At 71.2% G+C, this 22,671-nt stretch carries 28 protein-coding genes and 1 pseudogene; 13 read left to right on the forward strand and 16 right to left on the reverse strand.

The window, feature by feature from the left end:
- Position 1: 1 nt before the first annotated feature.
- The 4 genes from QMZ92_RS31825 to QMZ92_RS31840 all read right to left on the reverse strand — a co-directional run bounded on the left by QMZ92_RS31825 (position 2) and on the right by QMZ92_RS31840 (position 4,492).
- Positions 2–1,021: a FecCD family ABC transporter permease gene (locus QMZ92_RS31825; RefSeq protein ID WP_502962182.1), complete on the reverse strand. Its 1,020-nt coding sequence runs from the start codon at positions 1,019–1,021 to the stop codon at positions 2–4.
- 180 nt (positions 1,022–1,201) lie between these two features.
- Entirely contained in the window at positions 1,202–2,566 is a 1,365-nt protein-coding gene (locus tag QMZ92_RS31830) for an MFS transporter (RefSeq protein ID WP_283301041.1), read from the reverse strand.
- Positions 2,563–3,408, reverse strand: coding sequence for a Rossmann-like domain-containing protein (locus QMZ92_RS31835; RefSeq protein ID WP_283301042.1), 846 nt, complete (start codon positions 3,406–3,408; stop codon positions 2,563–2,565). Before QMZ92_RS31835 ends, QMZ92_RS31830 begins: the two co-directional genes overlap by 4 nt.
- 46 nt (positions 3,409–3,454) lie before the next feature.
- Positions 3,455–4,492 (reverse strand): pyridoxal-phosphate dependent enzyme, encoded by a 1,038-nt coding sequence (locus QMZ92_RS31840; RefSeq protein WP_283301069.1) that lies wholly within the window; start codon positions 4,490–4,492, stop codon positions 3,455–3,457.
- A 320-nt stretch (positions 4,493–4,812) separates the two neighbouring features.
- On the opposite strand from QMZ92_RS31840, the gene QMZ92_RS31845 reads away from it, so the two are divergent.
- The 3 genes from QMZ92_RS31845 (at position 4,813) to QMZ92_RS31855 (ending at position 7,140) form a co-directional block, all read left to right on the forward strand.
- Positions 4,813–5,772, forward strand: a complete 960-nt coding sequence (locus QMZ92_RS31845; RefSeq protein WP_283301043.1) for a GHMP family kinase ATP-binding protein — start codon at positions 4,813–4,815, stop codon at positions 5,770–5,772.
- Positions 5,773–6,248: 476 nt separating this feature from the next.
- Complete coding sequence (locus QMZ92_RS31850; RefSeq protein WP_283301044.1) at positions 6,249–6,641, forward strand: hypothetical protein; 393 nt, start codon at positions 6,249–6,251, stop codon at positions 6,639–6,641.
- Position 6,642: 1 nt separating this feature from the next.
- On the forward strand, positions 6,643–7,140 hold the full coding sequence (locus tag QMZ92_RS31855; RefSeq protein ID WP_283301045.1) for a hypothetical protein: 498 nt from the start codon (positions 6,643–6,645) through the stop codon (positions 7,138–7,140).
- A 69-nt stretch (positions 7,141–7,209) separates the two neighbouring features.
- Here the strand turns inward: QMZ92_RS31855 and QMZ92_RS31860 are convergent, their stop codons facing one another.
- Positions 7,210–7,545 (reverse strand): thioredoxin family protein, encoded by a 336-nt coding sequence (locus QMZ92_RS31860; RefSeq protein WP_283301046.1) that lies wholly within the window; start codon positions 7,543–7,545, stop codon positions 7,210–7,212.
- A 91-nt stretch (positions 7,546–7,636) separates the two neighbouring features.
- Between QMZ92_RS31860 and QMZ92_RS31865 the strand changes: the two genes are divergently transcribed.
- Entirely contained in the window at positions 7,637–8,062 is a 426-nt protein-coding gene (locus QMZ92_RS31865) for a heavy metal-responsive transcriptional regulator (protein WP_283301047.1), read from the forward strand.
- Between the two features lie 74 nt (positions 8,063–8,136).
- Positions 8,137–8,451 carry a DUF427 domain-containing protein gene (locus QMZ92_RS31870; RefSeq protein ID WP_283301048.1) on the forward strand — a complete coding sequence of 105 codons (315 nt, stop codon included), beginning with the start codon at positions 8,137–8,139 and terminating at the stop codon, positions 8,449–8,451.
- Positions 8,452–8,461: 10 nt separating this feature from the next.
- Here QMZ92_RS31870 and QMZ92_RS31875 read toward each other — a convergent pair whose 3' ends face one another.
- Positions 8,462–9,274: a CDP-alcohol phosphatidyltransferase family protein gene (locus QMZ92_RS31875; RefSeq protein ID WP_283301049.1), complete on the reverse strand. Its 813-nt coding sequence runs from the start codon at positions 9,272–9,274 to the stop codon at positions 8,462–8,464.
- 483 nt (positions 9,275–9,757) lie between these two features.
- Here QMZ92_RS31875 and QMZ92_RS31880 point away from each other — a divergent pair, with 483 nt between their 5' ends.
- On the forward strand, positions 9,758–10,114 hold the full coding sequence (locus QMZ92_RS31880) for a hypothetical protein (protein WP_283301050.1): 357 nt from the start codon (positions 9,758–9,760) through the stop codon (positions 10,112–10,114).
- 354 nt (positions 10,115–10,468) lie between these two features.
- Here the strand turns inward: QMZ92_RS31880 and QMZ92_RS31885 are convergent, their stop codons facing one another.
- Positions 10,469–10,894, reverse strand: a complete 426-nt coding sequence (locus QMZ92_RS31885) for an oxidoreductase dimerization domain-containing protein (RefSeq protein WP_283301051.1) — start codon at positions 10,892–10,894, stop codon at positions 10,469–10,471.
- A gap of 55 nt (positions 10,895–10,949) precedes the next feature.
- Here QMZ92_RS31885 and QMZ92_RS31890 point away from each other — a divergent pair, with 55 nt between their 5' ends.
- Positions 10,950–11,345, forward strand: coding sequence for a hypothetical protein (locus QMZ92_RS31890; protein WP_283301052.1), 396 nt, complete (start codon positions 10,950–10,952; stop codon positions 11,343–11,345).
- A 38-nt stretch (positions 11,346–11,383) separates the two neighbouring features.
- On the opposite strand, the gene QMZ92_RS31895 is transcribed toward QMZ92_RS31890, so the two are convergent.
- The 4 genes from QMZ92_RS31895 to QMZ92_RS31910 form a co-directional block, all read right to left on the reverse strand.
- Positions 11,384–11,593 carry a hypothetical protein gene (locus tag QMZ92_RS31895; protein ID WP_030842215.1) on the reverse strand — a complete coding sequence of 70 codons (210 nt, stop codon included), beginning with the start codon at positions 11,591–11,593 and terminating at the stop codon, positions 11,384–11,386.
- A 2-nt stretch (positions 11,594–11,595) separates the two neighbouring features.
- Positions 11,596–11,988 carry a carboxymuconolactone decarboxylase family protein gene (locus QMZ92_RS31900; RefSeq protein WP_283301053.1) on the reverse strand — a complete coding sequence of 131 codons (393 nt, stop codon included), beginning with the start codon at positions 11,986–11,988 and terminating at the stop codon, positions 11,596–11,598.
- Between the two features lie 88 nt (positions 11,989–12,076).
- Entirely contained in the window at positions 12,077–12,406 is a 330-nt protein-coding gene (locus QMZ92_RS31905; protein WP_283301054.1) for a TfoX/Sxy family protein, read from the reverse strand.
- Between the two features lie 8 nt (positions 12,407–12,414).
- Positions 12,415–12,873: an SRPBCC family protein gene (locus QMZ92_RS31910; protein ID WP_283301055.1), complete on the reverse strand. Its 459-nt coding sequence runs from the start codon at positions 12,871–12,873 to the stop codon at positions 12,415–12,417.
- Positions 12,874–13,045: 172 nt separating this feature from the next.
- Here QMZ92_RS31910 and QMZ92_RS31915 point away from each other — a divergent pair, with 172 nt between their 5' ends.
- The 6 genes from QMZ92_RS31915 (at position 13,046) to QMZ92_RS31940 (ending at position 17,162) form a co-directional block, all read left to right on the forward strand.
- A complete protein-coding gene (locus tag QMZ92_RS31915) occupies positions 13,046–13,528 on the forward strand; it encodes a hypothetical protein (RefSeq protein WP_283301056.1) in 483 nt (160 codons plus the stop codon).
- A 188-nt stretch (positions 13,529–13,716) separates the two neighbouring features.
- Positions 13,717–14,436: a Crp/Fnr family transcriptional regulator gene (locus tag QMZ92_RS31920; RefSeq protein ID WP_283301057.1), complete on the forward strand. Its 720-nt coding sequence runs from the start codon at positions 13,717–13,719 to the stop codon at positions 14,434–14,436.
- Between the two features lie 90 nt (positions 14,437–14,526).
- Positions 14,527–15,360: a redoxin domain-containing protein gene (locus QMZ92_RS31925; RefSeq protein ID WP_283301058.1), complete on the forward strand. Its 834-nt coding sequence runs from the start codon at positions 14,527–14,529 to the stop codon at positions 15,358–15,360.
- 275 nt (positions 15,361–15,635) lie between these two features.
- Positions 15,636–15,848, forward strand: coding sequence for a hypothetical protein (locus QMZ92_RS31930; RefSeq protein ID WP_283301059.1), 213 nt, complete (start codon positions 15,636–15,638; stop codon positions 15,846–15,848).
- Positions 15,848–16,528, forward strand: coding sequence for a restriction endonuclease (locus QMZ92_RS31935; RefSeq protein WP_283301060.1), 681 nt, complete (start codon positions 15,848–15,850; stop codon positions 16,526–16,528). The genes QMZ92_RS31930 and QMZ92_RS31935 overlap by 1 nt, the downstream gene beginning before the upstream one ends.
- A gap of 40 nt (positions 16,529–16,568) precedes the next feature.
- Positions 16,569–17,162, forward strand: a complete 594-nt coding sequence (locus tag QMZ92_RS31940) for a restriction endonuclease (protein ID WP_283301061.1) — start codon at positions 16,569–16,571, stop codon at positions 17,160–17,162.
- Between the two features lie 305 nt (positions 17,163–17,467).
- On the opposite strand, the gene QMZ92_RS31945 is transcribed toward QMZ92_RS31940, so the two are convergent.
- The 5 genes and pseudogenes from QMZ92_RS31945 to QMZ92_RS36155 form a co-directional block, all read right to left on the reverse strand.
- Positions 17,468–18,094, reverse strand: coding sequence for a universal stress protein (locus QMZ92_RS31945; RefSeq protein ID WP_283301062.1), 627 nt, complete (start codon positions 18,092–18,094; stop codon positions 17,468–17,470).
- 174 nt (positions 18,095–18,268) lie between these two features.
- Entirely contained in the window at positions 18,269–21,010 is a 2,742-nt protein-coding gene (locus tag QMZ92_RS31950; protein WP_283301063.1) for a cation-transporting P-type ATPase, read from the reverse strand.
- Positions 20,997–21,917 carry a universal stress protein gene (locus tag QMZ92_RS31955; protein WP_283301064.1) on the reverse strand — a complete coding sequence of 307 codons (921 nt, stop codon included), beginning with the start codon at positions 21,915–21,917 and terminating at the stop codon, positions 20,997–20,999. The genes QMZ92_RS31950 and QMZ92_RS31955 overlap by 14 nt, the downstream gene beginning before the upstream one ends.
- A gap of 113 nt (positions 21,918–22,030) precedes the next feature.
- Positions 22,031–22,186: a helix-turn-helix domain-containing protein gene (locus QMZ92_RS36150; protein ID WP_349307784.1), complete on the reverse strand. Its 156-nt coding sequence runs from the start codon at positions 22,184–22,186 to the stop codon at positions 22,031–22,033.
- Positions 22,187–22,207: 21 nt separating this feature from the next.
- A pseudogene (locus QMZ92_RS36155) lies at positions 22,208–22,564 on the reverse strand (SDR family NAD(P)-dependent oxidoreductase); the annotation flags it as partial.
- Positions 22,565–22,671 lie beyond the last annotated feature (107 nt).

Here is a 22,671-nt window from a genome sequence, read left to right on the forward strand (position 1 = left end):
CTCAACGGCCCCCGAACATGTAGGCCCTGCGGCGCATCAGGGTGATGAACACCGGTACGCCGACAAGTGCGGTGACGGCACCGAGCGGCAGCTCGCGCGGCGCGACCAGCGTCCGGGACGCCAGGTCGACCCACACCATGAACACCGCCCCGGCCAGGGGCGCCACGGCAAGCACCCGGGCGTGCGAGGCCCCGACGGCCATGCGCACCACATGCGGCATTACCAGGCCGACGAAGGCGATGGCACCGCTGACGGCGACCATCACGCCCGTCATGAGCGAGACGAGCACCAGCAGGCCCCTGCGGTGCCGGTCGGGACCGATGCCCAGGCTCGCGGCGGTCTCGTCCCCGAGAGCCAGGACGTCCAGCGTCCGTCCGTACCGGTACAGCACGGCCGACCCGAGCAGTACGGCGACCGCCACGACCGGGAGCGCGCCCCAGGCAGCCGCCCCGAAGCTGCCCATCGTCCAGTACAGGACCATGCTGGTCGCCTCGTTGTCCGGGGCGAGGTACACGATCACGCTCATGACCGCCTGGAACCCGAGCGACATGGCGACGCCCGTCAGCACCAGGCGCAGCGGCGAGAGCGTGCCCCGGCCCGCCGAGGCCGCGTACACCAGGAGCGACGCCGTCAGCGCACCGAGGAAGGCCCCGGCGGAGACCGCGTGGATACCGAGCGCCGCGAGGCCCCCGGTGACCGTGACGCCGACGGCGCCGACGGACGCCCCCGAAGAGACGCCGAGGACGAACGGATCGGCGAGGGCGTTGCGCACCATGGCCTGGACGGCGACACCGACGGCGCTCAACCCGGCCCCCACCAGTGCCGCGAGCAGCACCCTCGGTGTACGGATCTGCCAGACGATCTGATACGTGGTCACCTCGTCGGCCGCGATGCTCCCGCCGCTGAGGGCCGCCCACAGGTACCGGGCGGTCTCCCCGGGCGTGATCACGGCCGGCCCCAGACCGATCGCGACGACGACGGAGGAGAGGAGAACCGCGGCCAGTACGGCACAGGTCGTCAGCAGGCCCTTGCGGGTGGCGAGCCGGCGCTTCGCGCCGGCGGTAGGGGTGCCGGCCGGCCCGGCGACACCGGTGGTGACCGTGGGTGGAGGAATCGTGGGCGGGGACATGGAACGGGCCTTTCGCTTCGGTCGTGGTAACCCTGGGCGCGTGGGTTCGGTGTGCCCTCGCGTGCCGTCCGGTCACGGCGGCGGCGGGACGGCTCGTTCTCCCGTCGGCTGCTCGGCGCCGTTCGCCTCTCGCCCCCGCTCCCCCTCGCCCTGACGGGGCACCAGGAAGGCGGCGCCGAGCGCCATGAGCACGAGGGCCCCGAAGACGGCGGCGATGCCCGGGTAGCCGGCCAGCCCGAGGCCGGCAGCGCCCAGAGCCGCGCCGACGAAGACCCCGAGACTCTGACCGGCGGCGTTGACACCCAGAGCCGAGCCGCGCAGTGGGCCGCAGCGCCGCACCAGGAGGCTGACGGCGCACGCGGCCACGGCCGCGTGCGCTGCGGCGTGGAGCGACGTCAGTGTGAGGGCGAGCGGCAGCCAGTCGGTGGAGTAGAAGCCGACGACCGAGGCCAGGGTCACGACCAGGCCGGCGACCAGCAGGCGCTCGGTGCTGATACGGGGCTCGACGGCGTTGGTGGCCCGGCCGGTGAGCAGGTTGCTCACGAAGTACGACGCACCGCTCAGTGTCCAGACGAACGCGAAGAGACCGGGATCGAGCTGGAAGCGGTCGTCGTAGTAGGCGGCCAGGTAGGCGAGGTAGCCCATGAACACCGCGGTGCGGAGGAGGGAGACCAGGAGCAGTGGCACGGCGCCCCGCACGGCTGCGAGAGCCTTGAACGACGCGACGTAGCCGAGGCGTTGCTCCCTGCCGGTGCCCGCGGCCCTCGTCCGCCTGCCCCGCGCGAGGAACACCGCGGCGAGGAGGAGCGAGGCGACGGTCACCGCGACGAGATCCCCCTCCCACCCCCACAGGAGTGCGGGCAGAGCCACGATCGGTGCCGCGAGCATCGCCGTCATCGACTGCGTGGCCGTGACCAGGGTCGCCGCCCGGCCGGCCGCCTTGCCCCTGCCGTAGCGGTCGGCGGCCGCCGCGGTCAGAGCCGGGTTCAGCACGGACGTGCTCGCGCCGACCAGCAGGCAGAACACCGCGAGCAGTACGAAGTCCCCGCTCGCACCGAGCGCCGCCGAGACACCCAGTGCGGCGAGTCCGCCCGCGGCGGCCCACTCCTTGCGCACCCGGTCGATGAACGGTGCGAGCGCGGTGCCCACCAACAGCGCGGCGAGACCTCCGAGTCCGCGCAGACCGCCCATGGCGGCGACGCTGCTCCCCGCGTCGTCGGCGATCGGCACCAGGTAGGTGCTGAAGACGGTGAACGGCAGCAGGCCGACCGCCGAGGCGAGCAGGACCGGCCACAGGGCACGGGCCATCCTCAGGTCGCCCGGTACCGGCTCCCCCGGCCGACCGTCCGCCGTCTCCCGGACGAGCGTCCCGAGGTCCGACGCCTCCGCGTGGACCGCTCCCTGCTCCCTCGGGGAGTTCCCGGCGCCGGCGCTCACGAGACAGCCCCGGACGCGGCCACCGGCGCCCCGGCACGGTAGCGGTACATGACCGTGGGATCGGCGCTGAACTGCGAGAAGGGGAACGGTTCCGCGTTCAGCGCGGTGACTCCGGTGGACAGGAACGCACGGGCGACCGCGCTGCCGGTCTGCGCGTAGACGACCAGGGGAACGCCCTGTTCCCGGCAGTGCTCGAGGACGAGGTCGAACGTGCCGTTGCTCAGGGTCATGCCGGTGGCCACCACGGCGTCGGCTTCCTTGAGCACCTCGGTCATGTCGTCGGCGATCTGCTCGCCCCACTGTGTGGTGCGCAGGTTCAGGTCGCAGGGAAGGCAGACGCCGCCGCGGTCGCGTATCGCCGCCACCAGTGGGTTGACCACCCCGATGAGCGCGACCTTCGTCCCGGGCTCGATGTCGAGGAGGCCGGCGATGGACGCGTCACGGGCACGCGCACGGGTCTCCGGCGTTCCGGCCGGCAGCGCGACCGGTTCGGCGTCGACCGCCTCCCGGTGCGGCTGCACCTGCGAGAGGTACGCGTCGAGGGCGGCTATGCGCACCGGCGTCGACTCGTCGCGCAGCAGCGTGTCGAGGGTGTGGCCGGAGGCGTTCTCAAGGAAGCCGGGGGCCAGTTCGCCGGCCTCGAAGGAGCAGGCGCCGAAGGACCGCCCGACCCGCAGCACGAGGTAGTGGTTGTGGTACGTGACGTCGCTGCCGGCGAGCCGGGTGGTGTGGTACAGCCAGAAGGCACTGGTGACGGCCAGTTGCTCCGGGTCGGGTCCGTAGGCGCCCGACATCACGGCGTCGGTCAGTTCAGCGACCGTCTGCGGCTTGGGATATGGCATTTCGGGTTCTCTCAGGTGAGCGGTGGCTGCTGCCGCCGAGGGTCGGTCAACCGTCCGCGTGGGTGGTGGAGTTGTGCGCATCCCCCGGTCCCGGCGCGCGGAGACCCGCCCAGGAGGCGGTCGACCAGGGGAGTCTCAGCTCGTCGAGGGACGTGATCTCGTGGGGCTCGAGCGCGTGGACGGGCTCGGCCTCCGCGTGTCTGGCGTAGGCGGTCTCGACATAGCGGTGGCCCGTGTCCGCCGCGATGAAGACGTACGTGCGGGAAGCGTCCCGTCGGCGTTCCCAGCCGGTGGCCAGGTAGGCGGCGCCGGTCGACAGACCGGCGAAGATGCCGCTGCGGCGCAGGAGTTCGACCGAGCCGGAGAGCGCGCATTCGAAGTCGACCCAGTGGATCCTGTCGTAGAGCTCGTGCCGGACGTTCCGGAACTCGATGGCACTGCCTATCCCGGCGATGATCATGTCCGGGTCCGGCACGTGCTCCGAACCGAAGGTGACGCTGCCGAAGGGCTGCACCCCGACGAGCGACACCTCGCGGCCCGTCTCGCGCAGATAGGTGGCGAGGGCACCTGTCGAGGCGCCCGAGCCCACTCCGCCCACCAGCGCCAAGGGCCCGTCGGGCACCTCACGGGCGATCGTGTCGGCCACGTCCCGGTAGCCGTGGTAGTGGATCCCGTCGTGGTACTGCCGCATCCAGTGGTACGAGGGGTTCTCCTCCAGGATCTCGGCGATGCGCCTCACCCGGAGCTCCTGGTCCAGACGCAGGTTCCTCGACGGCCGGACCTGCTCCAACGTGACGCCGAGGATCTCCAGTTGGACGCGGAGGGTGCGGTCCACCGTGGTGGACCCCACGATGTGGCACTTCATCCCGTAGCGGTGGCAGGCGAGTGCCAGTGCCTGCGCGTAGATGCCGCTGGAGCTGTCGACGAGCGTGTCACCGGGCTTGACGGCACCGGACTCGAGGAGATGGCGGACCGCGCCCAGGGCCGAGTAGATCTTCATCGTCTCGAACCGCAGGCAGACCACGTCCGGCTGCAGGGATATGAGATCGGGCCTCTTGACCGCTTCCGCCACGTGCGCGTAAATGCCGTCCCCCCGCCGGGCACCCGAGTCCCCTGCCGGTCCGGCCCGGCAGGTCCGCTCGGTACCCGCAGTCCGGCCGCGTCGCCCCGGCGCCGTGCCGCCCCTCTCGTCCTGGATGCCTGAACCGGCCGCCGTGCGGCCCCGATTCCGCTCACCCATGCGCCCTCCTCGTGCTGATGCCGACGGGATCGAGCCGAGAGCATCACATTAAATGAAAATGATTGTCAACTTCGATAACGCGAGGACGGCGGCTTGACCTCGAACTCTCGATCCATATAAGAATGATTATCAGTTTCATCTGACGCTCCAACGGGAGGAGATCCGTGACACAGCCCCAGGAGACCGCGCCTCGGCGCTGTCTGCTGCCGGGGACCCCGGCGGGAACCGGAGTGGGCACCGCCTTCGGGACCTTCGGCGAGCTGCTCCAAGGCGTACTGCCGGAGGAGAACGGGGACTTCCTGGTCACCCTTCCCGTCGCCCGGTGGACGAGGGCGGCCTTCCGACCGGACCCGGACATGGGCGAGGTGGTGGTCCTGCCGCACCGGAAGCAGAAGGCCCGGCGTCTGGCCCGCATGATCGTCGAGGAGGCGCCGCGGCCGACCGGCGGAGTGCTGACCGTCAACAGCGTCATCCCGGAGGGCAAGGGGCTGGCCAGTTCCTCGGCCGATCTGGTCGCGACCGCGCGCGCGGTGGGGCAGGCGCTCGGCCTCGCGATGCCCGCCTCCCGGATCGAGCGCCTGCTGGCACGCATCGAGCCCACCGACGGTGTGCTCTACCCGGGCATCGTCGCCTTCCACCATCGCACGGTCCGCCTGCGCGCGGTCCTGGGACCACTGCCCGCCATGACCGTGGTGGGGATCGACGAGGGCGGGGCGGTCGACACGGTCGACTTCAACCGCATCCCCAAGCCGTTCACCGCGACCGAGCGGCACGAGTACGCGCGACTGCTGGACCGGCTGGCAGGCGCCGTACGCTCCCGCGACCTCGCGGAGGTGGGCAGGGTCGCGACGCGCAGCGCGTTGATGAACCAGACGCTCAAGCACAAGTGGTCCCTGGAGCGTATGTGTGAGATCTGCCGGGAGGTCGGCGGACTGGGCGTCGCCGTGGGCCACAGCGGGACGACACTGGGAGTGCTGCTCGACGCCGCGGACCCCGCATGCCCGCACCGCGCCAACGCCGCGGCGCATGCCTGCACGGAACTGGCGGGCGGCGTGGCCGTCTACCGGACGCTCAGCTTCCCGAACGTCCCGCTCACGGACCCGAGTCTGCCGGTACCGGCGTGACCGTGACCGAGGGCCGACTCGGCATCGGCGCCGGTTCATAGGTGTCGGTGTCGGTGTCGGGACATCGACGGCGGCTCGGCGGCGTAGGCGTCGGGCGGTCGGCCGACGCTGTCGCGCGATTCCGCCGGCCCGGCGGGCAACTCACTCGGCGAGGCTCCGGCCGAGCTGCCGGCACGGGGGACAGGACCACCCGCTCCTTCGAGAGGCCTCCCCCGGCCTCCTGTCCGAGCCGCTGGACGACCCGGCCGCGGTCACCCCGACGCTGGAAGCGTATGGGCGGGCTCGTCACGAGGCCGCGGACGTGCTGTGGGCGGGCCTAGAGGACGCCGAGGAGGTGCTCCGTGACCTCCTTGTACTGAGTCCTCCTCCGCGCCCGGCACGCGCACGTCGTGGTCACGTCCGTTGTGGCAGCACCGCGACTTCCGGCGTTACCTGACCGGCCAGACCGCCTGGCTCAACTGGCTCACCGAACGGGGGTGCGTCGACCCTCTCGGGGAGGTAACCCAGCAGCACTGCGCCGCCCACTGACGAATCTCCTCGCCAAGCGGACCAAGTCCCTGCATCTGGGGCCGGCGAACCACTGCTGGTTCCTCGATCCGTCCAAGGCGCTGTGCCTCAAGCTCGCAGGGGCCCACGCCCGTGGGGCGACAGAGCCTTTGATCGGCATGTGCGATTCCGCGCGGTGCCCCCAGGCCACCCACCGTGCCGGGCACCGCCCGGTATGGGCGGCCAGCGCCGAGCGTAAGAAGGTCTTCATCGCCACCATCGGACGCGCACAGCGGACGGAGAAGATGCGGCTGAGTGGGGAACTCGCCCGCGATGAACGGGTGCTGGCCGAGATCGACGCCCGCTGCGGAACGGGGGCCTGACATGGTCCGCATCAGCGACGAGACCCGGCGGAACAACGAGAGGGCCATTCGGCAGGTCATGGAACAACTCCTGGCCGGTGGCGTTCCCCCGGGCGGCAAGTGCGACATCAAGACCCTCGCGACCCAGGCCGGGGTCACCCGCACCGGCTTCTATCCCAAGAAGAACCGCGACGGCTCACCGCGGCCCGGTCCGTACCAGCACCTGGCCGAGGAGTTCGAGCGCCGCCTGGCCCGCACTGCGCGAGGCCGGCGCCACGAGCGACCCACGAGCCGCCCAGGTCGAACGCCTCAAGAGTCAGGTGCCGGGTTGAGGGACCGGCTCGCCGAGCGGCATGAGCAACTCGCCGAGCTCGGTGAGTTCAAGCAGCGAGCGCTGTCCCAAATCGCCGCGCAGCAGATGGAGATTCAACGGCTTCGGGAGGCCCTGACCGCACCGTCGAATCTCCGGGCACTTCCCCGGGCTCAACGAGGATCCGCCCCCTTCGGGTCATGTAGCTGAACTCCGGGCCGTATGCACGGATCCCGGTCATCGCGATGGGCCATATGCCCCGGTGTGCCGGGACTGCGGTCAGCGCAGCACACCGCTCTCAGTCAGGACTCGGTGCAGGTCCGCAGTGGCCGGTGCCCCCTCGGTCGTGCCGTCGGCATGGCGGTAGAGCCGGCAGGACAGGCCCGCTTGGAGGCCCTCCGCTGCGAACGGGTCGGCTCCGTCCAGCAGGAGGGTGGGCGAGCCCGACATCCCCAGCCTGCAAGCCTCGTCCGCGTCATGGACCTCGATCCATTCCACCGGCACGGCCCGGTCTTGGAGAGCTTCGGTGAGGCGCTCGCGGATGAGCGGGGCGTTCGGGCAGTCGGGCATGGTCAGCACCGTGACGCGCGCCGTCTCAGTCTCGGAGTGGTTCATGGCGGACCCCTTCCTGGCGTGGTTCTTCCTGCTCTGCGTGTGGACGGTAGACCTTCCAGTGCGCTGGAAGGTCAAGGGCTAGCCTGGAGCCATGCGCATCGGTGACCTCGCCGCCGTCAGCGGGGTGACGGCGAAGACCCTCCGGTTCTACGAGCAGGCCGGGCTGCTGCCCGCCCCGCCCCGTACCGCGGGCGGCTATCGCGACTATCCGCAGCAGACGGTGCAGCGGCTGTCGTTCATCCGTGACGCTCAGGGCGCGGGGCTGAGCCTGGCCGAGATCCGCTCCGTGCTCGCTCTGCGCGATGCCGGCGCCTCTCCCTGCACCCACGTCACGGCACTCGTCGAGGCGCATCTTCAGGACATCGACCGGCATCTGGCCGAGCTGCGTGCCACCAGGGGGGTGCTGCGGGGGCTTGCGGAGCGGGCCGCCGCGACCGATCCCGCCGACTGCACCGACGCTGAGGTGTGCCGCATCCTCACCGGGGCGGGCAGCGCGGATGGTGAGCGTCCTCACTGAACTGGCCGGCCGGGCCCGCCTAGCGTGAAGGCTCCCAGGACATACCGTCCTGGTTCACGGTGAGGAGCAAGCCCATGCTGCGTGCGGTGTGGAACGGAACGGTGATCGCGGAGACCCCGCGCACGGTGATCGTCGAGGGCAACCACTATTTTCCGCCCGAGTCTCTGCACCGGCAGTACCTCACGCCGAGCAGGACCAGGTCGCTGTGCTTCTGGAAGGGAGTAGCCCGCTACTACAGTCTCGAGGTCGACGGGCTGACGAATCCGGATGCCGCCTGGTACTACCCCAAGCCCAGCCCCCTGGCCCGGAAGATCAAGGACCATGTGGCGTTCTGGCAGGGCGTACGGGTGGAGGGCACGCCGGAGGCGTCGGCAGACGGCGGGCAGTGACCGATGCGGGTCAGCGGCGGGTCAGGTGCCGGAGGGCGACGACGGCCTGAAGGGCGGCGGCCGGGCGCAGCAGGACGGGTCGGGGCCGCTCGGGCATGGCGCCTCGGCGCAGGGCGAGGCCGGTGACGGTGACGACGGGCAGTGCCCAGGCGGCGATGGCCGCCGCCCGTACGGCGGGGTTGGGATCGTGACGCAGGGTGAGCCACATCCAGAACGCGGCGTCGGCGAAGGTATCGGCGTAGTCACCGAAGGGAGAGGTCGTGCCCTGGTGGCGGGCAAGGCGCCCGTCGGCGAGATCGAGGCCGACCGCCAGCACCCCGGAGGCGCGGCCGGTTCCGCCGGGCAGGGCGGGGAGGTTGCCGCGCAGCAGCGTCAGGATGTCTGCGGCGGTCAGGCGGGTGCGGTGTTCCAGCAGCCCCAGGTGCGAGGCGGCGAGGACCCAGCTGGCGGCCACCCAGCCCGGTCCGGGCCGCCTGCCGGCCGCCAGCGTGTACAGGACGGCGTGCAGGGCGGTGAGCTCGGCCAGGGCACGGGGGCGGCGGGCGGCCTGGCGCAGCGACCGGTGTGCGGCCTGGCCGACGAAGCGCACGACGGCTTCCGGGGCGAGGCGGTCTTCTCGCAGCTCGGCCAGCAGCGCATTCGTCGCGGCGCGGCTGTCGGCCACAGCGGATNGGGGGCGGCGGGCGGCCTGGCGCAGCGACCGGTGTGCGGCCTGGCCGACGAAGCGCACGACGGCTTCCGGGGCGAGGCGGTCTTCTCGCAGCTCGGCCAGCAGCGCATTCGTCGCGGCGCGGCTGTCGGCCACAGCGGATACGGGCTCCATGCTTCTGGATCCTCCACCACTCGGGGGTGGCGCTCAGGGTAGGGGCCGACGCGCCGGGAGGAAGGTGAGCGCGCTCACTGATCGGCGTACATGCCCGGCCTAGCGTCGTAGGTGAGACGGGGACGGACGCGTGGAGAGGTCGGGCAATGGCGTGGATCGGTGCTCTGGGTGCGGTGACCGTAGCGGGCGTGGGTGTGGCGGGTGGGTATGTGGGGCTGGTGACGGGGGCACTGCCGCTGGATGTGGGGATCGGGCGGCGCACACGGCCGCTGGGGCCGCAGACCGTCGACATCGCGGCGCCGCGTGAGGTGGTGTTCGACGTCATCGCCCAGCCGTATCTGGGGCGGGCCACCCGAGCGATGCGCGAGAAGGTCACGGTGCTGGAGCAGGGCAGCGACATGGTGCTCGCCGCCCATCGCACCCCGGTCGCGGGCGGGCGGCTGACGGCGACGACGGTGGAGACNGGGGCGGGCCACCCGAGCGATGCGCGAGAAGGTCACGGTGCTGGAGCAGGGCAGCGACATGGTGCTCGCCGCCCATCGCACCCCGGTCGCGGGCGGGCGGCTGACGGCGACGACGGTGGAGACGGTGCGGTTCACCCGTCCGGATAACGTCGGCTTCCGCCTGGTGCGCGGGCCCGTCCCGGCGGTCACCGAATCGTTCACCCTCACCGAGCACGGGTCCGGTACGCGGCTGGCCTACGAGGGAGAGCTCGCCACGGACCTGTGGCAGGCCGGCCAGTGGTGGGGCAGCATGGTCGCCCCACGGTGGGAAGCGACCGTCGCCGCCTCCCTGGCCGCGGTCCGACAAGAGGCGGAGCGGCGCTCGGGTCTGCGGTGAGCGGCTCGCCGGTACCGCAGGGCGGGCCGACGGACGCGGTGGAGTGCGGGCGGCGTGTCTGTTCGCACCGAGAGGGAAGGCGGCGATGGGACATGGTGGCGCGTCCGAGCGGGCTGGCCCGGCGGGCCGGGACGCAGCGTGAGTTGAGGCCGGCGCCGGGCGGCGCGCCTGCGCCTGAGGGGCTGGCCGCCTCCCGCGGTGCCCGGGGTCCGGTGCGGGTGCGTGATCGAGTGGGCGACTGGCTGACCAGGGCGCTCACGCGGGCGGTGTTCTGCTGGCTGCCTCCTCCTCACCGTTGACCGGCCGGGCGCGGAGTCGGCCGCCCCGCTGTTGCGAAACTTGTGCCCCTGGGGGTCAGTCGGCACGGCCGAGGTCGGCGAGGGCGTCTTCCACGGCGCGGTGGAAGGTGGGGTAGGCGAACATCATGTGCCGCAGCCGGTCGACCGGGATCTCCGTCTGGATGGCCACAGCCAGGCCGTAGAGGACCTCACCGCCTGCCGGGCCGACGGAGGTTGCCCCGATCAGGACGCCGCGGTCGGCGTCCTCGACAAGTTTGATCAGGCCGTCGTTGCCGGCCTTGTGGATCCAGCCCCGTGCGGACGAGGGCACTCGCGCGGTGCCGGTGCGTGCTCGCAGGCCCCGCTCGTGGGCGGCGTGTTCGGTCAGCCCGACGGAGCCGACCTCGGGGTCGGTGAAGGTGACCCGGGGCATCGCCCGGTAGTCCGCGTCCGGTCCGGGCCGGCCGAGGATGTCGCGTACGGCGATCTCGGCCTGGTACATCGCGACATGCGTGCACGGGCCCTGTCCGGTGACGTCACCGACGCCCCAGACCCCGGTGCGGCCCGCATCTGCCCTGCGGCCCGGCGGCCGCCTCGGCATCACCGACGTCACGGTCGACACCACCCGGCTTCCGCCCGGGCTCACCGGCCTCGGCGCCCGGATCGCCTGCATCGCCGACGGCCGCCCGCTTGAGGAGTACACCGGGATCCTGGCCGGCGCGGGACTGCGCACGCTCCGTACCGAGCGCCACGACCAGGCGATGCTGCGGATGATCGACCAGATCGAGGCCCGGCTGAACCTGCTGCGCATCACCGCCGCGGCCCACCTCACCGATGCCGGCGTGGATCTCACGGCGGCTCCCGCCGTCCTGGAGGCGGCCCGCGCGGCGGTGGGGGGCGAAGTGTTGGGGTACGCCTTGCTGCTTGTTGAAAAGGACCCTCGGGGCGTCTGATCGAACGGCTCCTCGCCCGCCCTGGGCGGGCGGGGCCTTCAGGGCCCGTCTGGGGCAGGCGTGTCATGCAGACGGCGTGCCTGGGCGTCGTAGTCGCGCAGGATGTGTCTTAGCTGTTCCAGCGACTCCCCCGGGATGTCGGAGGGAGCGGACTCGGCCACGAAGCGGGCGGCGGCCACGAGCGCCGCGAACTCGAAGGGGTGAGCGGTCGCGCGCAGGATGCCGGGCCGGGCCCACTCAAGGTGCATGGTCAGCCCTTCGATCCCAGGTAGTCCTTGATCTGCCCGAGTTCCTTCTCGAAGTCGTCGTAGTCCTCACGGATGCCGTTGAGGTAGCCGCTCCAGCCAAGGCTGTTCTTCGCGTAGTGGACGGCTTCCTGGATCTCCTCGTCCGTGGCCCCGAACAGCTTCGCCGCCTCGGTGTGGAAGAGCGTGCAGTAACGGCACTTCGTCTCCGAGTGCAACGCGATCCCGATCAGTTCCTTGTACTTGTTAGGGATCAGCGTCTCGCCGAGCTCGATCTTCTTGAAGATCTCCCACTCGTGATCCAGCAGGTCATCGGGGATGCGGGAGAAGAAGTGAGGCACGAGGCCAAGGGTCTCCTCGATCTCTGCCTCGACCTCGCTCCGCGTGCGGCCCGCCATGGCCACCACTCCTCTCAGCCTCGCGAAACCGACACCCCTCCTTCCACGCTAAATCCGGCCGAGGGCAGCTGCGACTCCTGCCACCACGTCATTTGGGCGGCAGGCTCGCCGCGAAGTCGTGCCCCTGGCCGATCCAGTCGGCCAGGGCCTCGTCCTCGGACAGCGCGGACGCGGCCACGACGACCCAGCCGCGCATCGGGCGTCCGGTGAAGTCGAAGGGCCGAGTCCCGGGCCGTGCCAGGGCGGCCTCGGTGGCGTCCGGGCCGACGCGGACCATCAGCTCGTCCCCGATCACCCCGACCGCCATGTTGCCCTCGTACAGGAACGCCAGCCCGCCGAACATCCGCTTCTCCGTAATGCCCGGATCCGGACCCAGCCGGGCCCGGATGCGCTCCGCCAGTCCTTCGTCGAACGCCATGACCGCCCTCACCCTCCCGCTCGCCGGCTCACCTGCCGCTCCAGATCCTGGAGGTCCTTGACCAGCGACGAGCGCACCTTGCGCCCCATCATCGGTCCGGCCAGCCGGTACAGGCCAGAGGCGTCGCCGCGCACGCGGATCCGGGCGAGCGTGCCGCCGTCTGGGACCGGGCCGAAGGTGTACGTCACGTGCATCGGCAGCGGGCCGGCGACCGAGACCATGTCCAGCAGCCACGGCGGCTCGTAGGCAGCGACCCGCAGTACGTAGTCGATCCGCTTGCCCAGGAAGTACGCGGTCCGCGTCACCTCCGCCCCGACCCCGAAACCGCCCGCAGCGGCCTCGCGGGTCAGCTGCGCCGTCCGGATGCCCTGGGTCCACTCGGCATCGTGGCGCCAGTCCATCGCGTACGCCGCCACCTGCTCACACGGCAGCGGAATCATCCGATCCACGCTCTCGTCGATACCCATCCGATGCCCCGCTTCCCGGTGAGAGTTCCATAGACCCACCCCCCGACGGTCGGCGGCAACCGGACGCCACGACTGTCTACCGGTGCGTAGGTAAGCGCGGTCACAGACCTGCCCCGCCACCCGATCTAGCGTCGGCGGCGAAAGCGAGAGAACAACCGATGGGACGATCACCATGACCACGGCAGCGCACGTCTCCCCCAAGATCGCCTCGATCCCGCTGTACGCCGTCCGGGGCGCCGCGGCTGGCCTCGTCGGCGGCGTCGGCATGGGCTTCTGGATGTCGGTCTCCCGTCCCGTCATGGACACCGCGATGATCACGATGGTGGCCGGGCTGCTGGGCACCACCAACGCCTTCGCCGGCTGGCTGATCCATCTCGCCATCGCGCTGTTCGCCGGCGCCACCTTCGGTATTGTGCTCGGCCCCCTCGCACAGCGCCTCGCACCCGCCGTCGCCCTCGGTCTGGCCTACGGCGCCGTGTGGTGGACCATCGGCGCGCTGTGGATCATGCCCGCCAACATGGGCATGCCGGTCTTCGAGTGGAACGACGTGACCTCCTCCAGCCTCGGCGCCCACCTCGTGTTCGGCCTGCTTGCCGGCGCCACGTTCGCGGGCATCGCCCAGGCGATGGGCAAGCGCACCGGCCCGGCTCGATGAGCAGCGAGGCTCCCGCGTCAAGTCCCGGCTCCACGGTCCCTCCGCAGGGCGCGGCGCCGCACCGCATGGGCCCGGTAGACGGCGCGGTGCCCTACTGTCTGGCCAGCAGCGCCGAGGCGCTGGCCAGCCCGGCGTGGGGCGCCGCACCACCACCGTGGGCCCCTGGACGACGCGAGGAGACACACACCATGACCGACGCCGCAGCAGGCCACGAGGAAGCGGAGCGGACCTGGTGCCTGGCCGAAGTCGACATCTTCTGCGACCTGTCCGAGCAGGAGATGGAAGCCATCGCCGCCGCGGCGCCGATGAAGACCTACCACACCGGCGAGATCCTGTACTCGCCCACCCAGCCTTCGGAGGTGCTGTTCATCCTCAAGCAGGGCCGGGTCCGCGTCTTTAGGGTCTCCGCCGACGGCCGGGCGCTGACCACCGCGATCATCTCCCCGGGCACCATCTTCGGCGAGATGGTCCTGCTCGGGCAGCACATGTACGACAACTATGCCGAAGCCCTCGACGACACCGTCGTGTGCGTGATGAGCCGTACGGACGTCCATCGGCTACTGCTGGCCGACGCGCGGATCGCCGCACGGATCACCGCGATCCTCGGCCGCCGCCTGGCCGACCTCGAACAGCGTCTGTCCGACAGCGTGTTCAAAACCGTCGCCCAGCGCATCGCCACCACGCTGACCACCCTGACCAGCGCCCAGCCCCCGGCAGGCCCCCTGCGGCCGGTCGGACGCCACCCGCAGATCGCCCTCACCCACGAACAGCTCGCCGCCCTCGCCGGCACCTCCCGCGAAACCTGCACCAAGGTCTTGCGCGGCTACGCCGACCACGGCCTGCTCCGCCTGGCCCGCGGGCGCATCACCGTCCTCGACTCCGAACGGCTCAAGGACGCCGCCGGCTGACGTCACCGATCCGTAAGGCTCCGGCCACTGCCCGCTCGAGCCGCCACGAACTCCGCTCGCCACCGGTCCCGACCCCTTCAGGAGTTCTCCTTGCGTGCCCGTATCCTCCTCCCGGCCGCCCTTGTCGCTTTGACCGCATGCGGCTCGGGCGACGGCTCCGCGTCCGCCGGCGACGCGGGTGCCTCCCCCTCGAAGGCGTCTTCCCCCGCGCAGTCGCCCGCTAGCTCGCACGACATCGGCAGCGGGTCACGGGGTGCAAAGGTCCCCGAGGCGCTGAACTTCTCCGCGACCACGGTGGACGGCAAGCCGTTCGACGCGAAGACGCTCGCGGGAAAGCCCACCATGCTGTGGTTCTGGGCTCCCTGGTGCCCCACGTGCAAGGGCCAGGCCGCCGCAACCGCCAAGGTCGCCGCCGACCAGCAGGGCAAGGCGAACGTCGTCGGCGTCGCGGGCCTGGACAAGAACGCCGCCATGCGCGCCTTTGACCGGTCCGGCTCCTCCCGTCTCGGCTCCGGCTGCCGGACCGTCATGCGGGTGGCAGGCGCGTCGACCGACTCCGGCGGTGCGCACTCCACCGGCGGCGCAGCCAGTCGCCGGCCTCTCCCACCGCAACCAGCAGCACCGCCGATGCTGCGCACCGCGCAAGGGCCGTGGGCTGCCTGCAGCCCGGCTCAGCAACCACAGCGTCAGCGTGAGCCCGGCCCACCGCAGAATGACCGAGACGATCGCGCGCCGTCGGCGCGTTGCCCAGCTCACGCGGCGGCCCTCGCCGCCCGGTGCGCCACGACCGCCGCGACCACACACCCTCCGAATCCGTACTTGGGCACCGAGGAGAAGTGGCTCAGGGGCGGCTCCGGCGCATTTGCGGCAAGCTTGCGCTCCCGCGGCTTTTCGCCATTCGTTCCCAGGACTCCCGTCTGGTGAGTCCGGCAGTATTTCCGCAGGTGAGAGCTGCCTAGATTGCTGTAGCTCGTCAGGTCTAGGCGCTGCGGCGCGGACGGCACAGCATCTGAGGAGCCTGTCCGTCGAGGTCAGCAGCTCAGGCTCCGAGACCCGCGGGCCGCGAGACCGAGTGACACACGTGGCTTGAAGGCAGTCTGGCCAAGGTCAGCACCGTGATGATCCATCAACTCCTGTCAGTGGCCGCTGCTACACCAACTGAGGGCCGCGCCAGTGGCTCACCGACGGGAGGGAACAGCATGCCGAACACTCCGGACGGGTTCCATTACGTGCGCGGACACATCCGCCGTAACCCGAAGCCGCGCAGCGCGAAGCGGATGAGCGGCTGGATGATCGCCGGGCTGCTGGCCGGCGTCTGGTTATGGGGGCAGGTGTTCGGGTTCGGCGAGGCGGCCTCCACAACGCCGCCCGCACAGCCGCGGCCCGCCACCTCCACTCCGGCCAGCCGCTGATGACACGCAAGCGGTGGCAGGTGCGCCGCCCGCGCGGCGCCGCGGAGGTCCTCTCGGCGCTGGTCGTGGCCCTGGCCGTCGTGGTACTGGCCATCCGGATGGCCGCTGCGACCGCCGGAACGCTCGAGGACGCGTGGCCGTTCGTAGTGGCCGTCACCCTGCTGGCGTCCGCTCTTGGGGCCTGCCGGATCGTGCGGCGCGTGCGTCGGCACCGACGCGATGCCGAACGGCTGGCCACGTTGCGGATCACCCTGGCGGAACTTGACTCCATGGACGACCGGCAGTTCGAGCACGCGTTACGAGACCTCCTGGTCCGCGACGGCTGGCCGGCCCGCCGCGTGGGCGGTGGCGGTGACCAGGCCGCCGACGTCATGGGCGACCATCGCCAGCGAGGTCGGGTCGTCGTACAGGCGAAGCACACTCGCGTCGGCGGGAAGGTGGGGTCGTCGGTGATGTACGCGGTGAAAGGGACAGCCGGCCCGGCCCATAAAGCCGATCACGCAGTCGTCGTCACCAACGGGTCCTTCACCCGCGACGCCAAGGCGTGGGGCGACCGGCACGGTGTCCATTGGGTCGACCGGGAAAGGCTCCGGCGCTGGGCTGAAAGCGGCGCCGCCCTGCATGAACTCCTCGGGTTGTCCGCGCGCTCCCGCGCGAGCCGATTCAAGCGCGCGGCCTGACCAACCGGCTCGCCGACCGCCGTCCGATACGTCTGGGGGTGTGGTGTTCGACGAAGACGGGTCACTCGACCCAACGCTGAAATTCCTGCTGTACGCGGTCCTCGCGCTGGCCATCGGCAAGATGTTGTGGCAGCGGCTCGCTGAAGACGTCAGCCGGTGGATCACGGTAGACCTGTGGAACCTGATCGCAGATCACCCATGGTGGACCGGGCTGATCGCGGTCGGCGCACTGGCCGTGCTCATACTGGTCGGCAAGCTCCTGTCGTTCGTCTTCGGCACCCACAACTACGTCGGCCCGGACGACGCGTTCGTCGCACCATCAGACGGTGATCCCGGCCCGGACGTGTTGACTTTCAAGATGAAGCAGCTCTCCTCGATGAGCGCCACGGGGTTTGAGCAGGCATGCACCGATCTCCTGGCCCGTGACGGGTTTCTGGGTCCCCGCCGGGTCGGCGGCGCCGGTGACCTCGGCGTTGACGTCACCGCCCACGACCCCGAAGACCTGGGGGTGGTCACGGCGCTGACGAAAATGGCGGCCGACTGGCACGCCGCACGACGGAGGGCGCGGAGTCCCGGGGCCGGCTGCGGGCCGGTACCGCGCTCATCGCACGCGGCGAGGTCTCCCTCGTCATGATTGGGCTGGCCGGGGTCCGGCAGGACCGGCTCGGCGCTTTGGTCGCCGCCTGCGTCCTGCTGCTCGCCGTAGCCGGTCCGGTGCTCACCCGTTTCGCTGGGACTCGCCCGGCGGTCAGCGCGGGGACGGGGAGGGGGCGCGCACCGGCGGTGACATGGCGGGGCGATGACGGGCGCGGTCAGACCAGCCGGCGGCGCAGGTGTTTGTCGGTGGAGGCGCGCTGCGGTGAGTGTGGTGATGGCGAGGTGCGCGCTTGTGCGTGTCTGCTGTGTGGAGGGGGCGGGAGTGCGCTTCCCTCCTGGGCTTCATCGGGGTGCGTGTCGGTGGTCACCGACGACGAGAACGGGCACGGTGTGCTGACGCATCAGTTGCTGGGCGACGTTGCCGAGTAGTCGGCGAGACAGGCCGCGTCCGTGTGTGCCGATGACGATGAGGTCGATGTCCTGTTCCCTGGCGTAGCTCATCAGTGCCTGCGCCGGTGGCCCGGAGATGATGTCGCATTCCGTCACCCGCCCGGCGGCGTGCTCGGTGATGGTTCTCAGATGGTTTCTCGCCGCGGTGATGCTTGGGTCCGTCTCGTTGTCGGCCGCGTCGTACGCGACCACCTCGACGGCGACGAGGGTTTGCACGTACGGCCCCAGGAGTTCGGCGGCCCGGTCCAGCGCGGCTAGGGATTGCGGGGAGCCGTCCACACCCACCAGTACGCGCAGGCTGCCTGGGCCGGGCGGACCCACTTCTGTCCGGGCGAGCGGTCCGAGGCGGTGCAGCTGGGTACGCTCGCCGGCGGCGAGGGCCAGGATCGGCCCGAAGACGATGCCCATGAGCGGCCATCCCCAGTGGCGGTAGCCCTTGCGGGCCATCCACCAGGCGGTGGCGAGGCCGATGGCGATCCAGGCGCCCAGAGCGGTGAGGGCGAGTGCGAGATTACTCATGGCAGGTCCACGTGGTTTGGGGGGGCGGGAGGGCGGCAGGTCGCGCGGGACGTGACGGCTGCCGCGGTGGTTCGGAGTCGGAGTGGCCGGGGTTTGGAACCCTGTGTACGGGGGCGGCTGGGGGTGTTCCCCGGGTGGTGGACGGCGGGCCCCGGGCGACGGGGAGGTCCGAGGTCACATGAGGTGGTGTCGTAAGCGCTTGTCGATGGCGACGACGAGGGAGGCGAGTGCGGCAAGCGCGAGGATCCTCAGCCATGCGGGGCCGCTGATGGGGGCGGTGTGGAAGAGGTGGTTCATGGCCGGGAGGTAGGTGAGGGCGAGCTGTCCGGCGGTCTGGGCGAGGAGGCCGCCGATGATCCACCGGTTGCTGAGCAGGCCGAGGTGCCAGGCGGAGCGGTTCAGGGAGCGGCAGCTGAAGAGGTAGAACGCTTCGACGGTGACGAAAAGGTTCACGGCTGCGGTGCGTGCCTCGGCCAGGGTGGCGCCGGTGTCGCGTTCCCAGGTGAACAGCCACCAGGAGCCGGCGACGAGGAGGGCGGAGACCAGCAGGATACGGACGGCGAGGGCGCCGGTGAGCAGGGGGCGGGCCGGGTCGCGGGGCGGCCGGGTCATGATGCCGGCCTCTTTGGGTTCGAAGGCGAGCATCAGCCCGAGTGCGACGGCGGTGGTCATGTTGATCCACAGGATCTGGGTGGGCAGGATCGGCAGCGTGGCACCGAGCAGGATGGCCACAAGGATGACCAGGCCCTCGCCCATGTTGGTGGGCAGGGTCCAGACGATGAACTTGGTGAGGTTGTCGAAGACGCCGCGGCCCTCTTCGACGGCGGCTTCGATGGTGGCGAAGTCGTCGTCGGTGAGGACCATGTCGGCGGCGTCTTTGGCTACCTCGGTGCCGCCGCGTCCCATGGCGACGCCGATGTTGGCCTGGCGCAGGGCCGGGGCGTCGTTGACGCCGTCGCCGGTCATGGCCACCACCTGCCCGCGCTCCTGCAGGGCCTGGACCAGTCGGAGCTTCTGCTCGGGCGAGACCCGGGCGAAGACGCGGGCCCGGTCGACCGCATCGGGGTAGTCCCGGTCGGGCAGCGCCGCCAGATCGGCTCCGGTGAGGACATCCCCCTCGCGAGGGCTGGGCGCGGTCAGCAGTCCGATGCGGCCGGCGATGGCGGAGGCGGTGACCGCGTGGTCGCCTGTGATCATTTTGACGGTGATGCCAGCGGTGTGGCAGGCGCTGACGGCTGCGGTGGCGGCCGGACGGGGCGGGTCGAGCATGGCCTGCAGCCCGGTGAGGACCAGGGTGCCGGGCAGGTGCTGCTCGATGAGCATGTCAGGGTCTGCGGACGGCAGCGCGGCGGTGGCCAAGACCCGCAGTCCGCCGGCGGCCAGGTGCTCGGCGGCTGTCAGGACGGTGGCGGAGTCCAGCGGCCGGATACTGCCGTCGGAGGTCATCTGACCAGCGCACAGGGCGAGGATCCGTTCGGTGGCGCCCTTGGCCAAGACCAGGTGGCTGCCGGTGGCGGTGTCGCGGTGGAGGGTGGCCATGTACTGCCGCTCGGAACTGAAGGGGATCGCCTCGACCCGTGGACAGCGTTCGACCACGTCCGCCACGTTCAGGCCCCCCTTGCCGGCCACGACCCGCATGGCCCCCTCTGTCGGGTCACCCAGCAGGTCCCATCGGCCGTCCCTGCGGACGAGGGCAGCGTCGTTGCAGGCGGCGCCCGCCAGCAGGCACCACCACAGGGCGCGGTCCGCTTCGGCGGTGACCACCGCACCGCCCGCGTCGTGCAGGACACCGTCGGGGTCGTAACCGGAGCCGGTCACGTCGAAGGTGCCACCGGGTGTCCACACCGTCCGCACCGTCATCTGGTTCTCGGTCAGCGTGCCGGTCTTGTCCGAGCAGATGACCGTGGTGCTGCCGAGCGCTTCCACGGCGGGCATCCTGCGGATCACCGCCTGGCGCCGCGCCATCCGGCCGACGCCGATGGCCAGGGTGATGGTGACGGCGGCCGGAAGGCCCTCGGGGATCGCTCCCACCGCCAGGGCGACCGCAGCGGTGAACGTCTGCACCGCCCCCTGCCCGCGGACCACGCCCATCGCGAAGGTCACCGCCGCCAGCGCCAGGATCACCACGGTCAGGATCTTGCTGAACGCGGCGAGCTTGGCGGTCAGCGGTGTCGCCAGCGTCTGGGCGGCCCCCACCAGACGGTGGATCGCCCCGAGTTCGGTCTCCGCACCGGTCGCCACAGCGATCCCCGCCCCCTGCCCGGCCGTCACCAGCGTCCCGGAGTGCAGTATGTTGCGCCGGTCGGCGACCGGGGTCCGCGCATCCAGCACCACCTCGTCCTTCGGTACCGGGACGGACTCCCCCGTCAGCGCCGACTCGTCCACGCGCAGCTCCGTCTCCCGAAGCAGCCGGACATCGGCCGGCACCTTCTCGCCCGCCTCCACCAGCACCAGGTCCCCGGGCACCAGCTCGGAGGAGGGAACTTCTCGTCTGCGGCCAGCGCGTACGACCGTGGCAGTCGTACGGACCATCGCCCGCAGTCCCTCCAGCGCGGCCTCGGCCTTCGACTCCTGCACGAACCCGACCACCGCGTTCACCAGCACCACACCGAAGATCACCGCGGAGTCGACGTACTCACCCAGCGCCGAGGTGATGGCGCCCGCGACCAGCAGGACGTAGATCAGCGGGTGGTGGAACTGCCGCACCACCCGCCGCAGCAGACCGCCGCCCACCGTCACGGGGAGAACGTTGGGGCCGAACAGCTCGAGCCGTCGTGCGGCCTCCTCCCCGCTGAGGCCGCGATCGGCATCGCTCTCCAGCAGCAGTACGACCTCATGGGCACTCAGCCCGTGATGCGCGTCGCCCGTGGAACCGCCGTCTCCTCCGGGCGCTCTGGCCTCCTCACCGCCAGGCATCGGATCCCCGTACGACGACGACCGGGCAGCGCGCGTGATGGAGAAGGGCCTGGCTGACCGATCCGAGGAGCAGACCGGTGAACCCGCCGCGGCCCCGGGCACCGACAACGATCAGCCCCGCGTTCCTGCTCGCCTCGATCAGCGCCTCCCGGGCACCGCCCCGTACCAAGGTGTGCTCGACCGCGACATCCGGGTACCGCTCCCGCTGGCCGGCAACAGCCTCGGCCAGCAGACGCTCCTCCCCGGCCGTGAGCATGCCCCTCTCCAGCGCATAGGGCATCGACGGATCGTGCGGCGGGGTGACGGCCACGCTCCACGGCGTCCACGCGTGCAGGGCCACGATCCCCGTGCCCCGGAGGCCGGCTTCCTCGAAGGCGTACCCAACCGCCCCCTCGCCCGCCGGTGAACCGTCCGCCCCCAGCAGGACGGGGCCGGTCCGGTCCGAGTCGCCCCGCACCACCATGACTGGGCAGCGGCCATGTGCGGCCAGGTGCACCGCCGTCGAGCCCAGCAGCAGACCCACGAACCCGCCCATGCCCCGGCTTCCGACCACCACCAGGGATGCCGTGCGCGACTGGGCCTCCATCACCGTCAGCGCCTCACCCGTCACCACCGCATTGCTGACCTCCACCTCAGGCGCCACGGAACGCGCACGCTCCACCGCCTCCGCGATCAGCCGTCCCACCATGTTCCGCAACCCGCCCTCAGCAGGCCCGAGCGGCGACGGACCGAGCGGCACGTGCATCGCCGGCCAGATGAACGCGTGCACCACCTTCAGTCCGCACCCACGCAACCGCGCTTCGCCGGCCGCCACCGAGACCGCGTCCAGACTCGACGGCGAGCCGTCCACCCCGACCACCACCGGCCCGCTCACCGTGAGCCACCCGTCTCCCACGGCGACAGCCATCTGCAGCAGGAGACGCCACGCGCCTGTGCCTGACACCCCCTACCACCGTGCCTGGCGGCCGACTGCACCGTACGGATTGCGGTCATCATGCACATTGCTCCCGTCTATCACATCTACCCGAGTGCTCGCGTGACACCAACGAGCCAGAAGGGCCCGGTGCCGGGGAACAGCCGCAGCGCCATCTGGATCTCCAGAGCACGGGCCGGCGACTGCCAGTCCTCGCCGAGGAGCCTGCCGACGCGTTCCAGCCGCTGGGCGACCGTGTTCACATGGACGTGCAGTTCGTCCTTGGACAGGTTGACGATGCGCCCCCATCCCTTGGCGTACATCTGTGGGAGCGCTCCTCTGATCAGCCGGAAAGGCGCCTCCAGCATCACGGTGAGCACGGTCCGGAAGACGTCCGGCGGGAACTCCTCGATGGGGCGGACGAGTTGCAGGCCCGCGTTGTTCACGAGCACGTCGGTGCCGGCGGCGGCGTCCTCCGCGGCGTCGAGGTCGGTCAGGTCCAGGGCGATCGGTTCCCCGACGCCCGCGAGACCGAGGTCCTGGGCACGTCCGACGAACGCGTCGAGGCCCGCCGCGTCCCGGTCGACGGCCCCGACCTTGGCTCCGGCCGCCGCGAGCCGCAGGGCGCAGGCGCGCCCGATACCGCCCCCGGCGCCGGTGACCCGTGCGGTACGGCCGCCGAGGTCGAGGGAGACGGACGGCTTTCCGGTGGGGGAAACGGGGTGGGAGGTGGGGGAAACGGGGTGGG

It is taken from the genome of Streptomyces sp. HNM0645, assembly GCF_030056615.1.
Classification (GTDB): domain Bacteria; phylum Actinomycetota; class Actinomycetes; order Streptomycetales; family Streptomycetaceae; genus Streptomyces; species Streptomyces marianii.

Excerpts from the sequence above, each read along its gene's own strand:
- QMZ92_RS31835 (WP_283301042.1), bottom strand. The coding sequence starts at position 3,408 with ATGCCATATCCCAAGCCGCAGACGGTCGCTGAACTGACCGACGCCGTG.
- QMZ92_RS31855 (WP_283301045.1), top strand. The coding sequence starts at position 6,643 with ATGGTCCGCATCAGCGACGAGACCCGGCGGAACAACGAGAGGGCCATT.
- QMZ92_RS31860 (WP_283301046.1), bottom strand. The coding sequence starts at position 7,545 with ATGAACCACTCCGAGACTGAGACGGCGCGCGTCACGGTGCTGACCATG.
- QMZ92_RS31865 (WP_283301047.1), top strand. The coding sequence starts at position 7,637 with ATGCGCATCGGTGACCTCGCCGCCGTCAGCGGGGTGACGGCGAAGACC.
- QMZ92_RS31870 (WP_283301048.1), top strand. The coding sequence starts at position 8,137 with ATGCTGCGTGCGGTGTGGAACGGAACGGTGATCGCGGAGACCCCGCGC.
- QMZ92_RS31880 (WP_283301050.1), top strand. The coding sequence starts at position 9,758 with ATGCGCGAGAAGGTCACGGTGCTGGAGCAGGGCAGCGACATGGTGCTC.
- QMZ92_RS31885 (WP_283301051.1), bottom strand. The coding sequence starts at position 10,894 with ATGTACCAGGCCGAGATCGCCGTACGCGACATCCTCGGCCGGCCCGGA.
- QMZ92_RS31895 (WP_030842215.1), bottom strand. The coding sequence starts at position 11,593 with ATGCACCTTGAGTGGGCCCGGCCCGGCATCCTGCGCGCGACCGCTCAC.
- QMZ92_RS31900 (WP_283301053.1), bottom strand. The coding sequence starts at position 11,988 with ATGGCGGGCCGCACGCGGAGCGAGGTCGAGGCAGAGATCGAGGAGACC.
- QMZ92_RS31905 (WP_283301054.1), bottom strand. The coding sequence starts at position 12,406 with ATGGCGTTCGACGAAGGACTGGCGGAGCGCATCCGGGCCCGGCTGGGT.
- QMZ92_RS31910 (WP_283301055.1), bottom strand. The coding sequence starts at position 12,873 with ATGGGTATCGACGAGAGCGTGGATCGGATGATTCCGCTGCCGTGTGAG.
- QMZ92_RS31915 (WP_283301056.1), top strand. The coding sequence starts at position 13,046 with ATGACCACGGCAGCGCACGTCTCCCCCAAGATCGCCTCGATCCCGCTG.
- QMZ92_RS31920 (WP_283301057.1), top strand. The coding sequence starts at position 13,717 with ATGACCGACGCCGCAGCAGGCCACGAGGAAGCGGAGCGGACCTGGTGC.
- QMZ92_RS31930 (WP_283301059.1), top strand. The coding sequence starts at position 15,636 with ATGCCGAACACTCCGGACGGGTTCCATTACGTGCGCGGACACATCCGC.
- QMZ92_RS31935 (WP_283301060.1), top strand. The coding sequence starts at position 15,848 with ATGACACGCAAGCGGTGGCAGGTGCGCCGCCCGCGCGGCGCCGCGGAG.
- QMZ92_RS31945 (WP_283301062.1), bottom strand. The coding sequence starts at position 18,094 with ATGAGTAATCTCGCACTCGCCCTCACCGCTCTGGGCGCCTGGATCGCC.
- QMZ92_RS31950 (WP_283301063.1), bottom strand. The coding sequence starts at position 21,010 with ATGCCTGGCGGTGAGGAGGCCAGAGCGCCCGGAGGAGACGGCGGTTCC.
- QMZ92_RS31955 (WP_283301064.1), bottom strand. The coding sequence starts at position 21,917 with ATGGCTGTCGCCGTGGGAGACGGGTGGCTCACGGTGAGCGGGCCGGTG.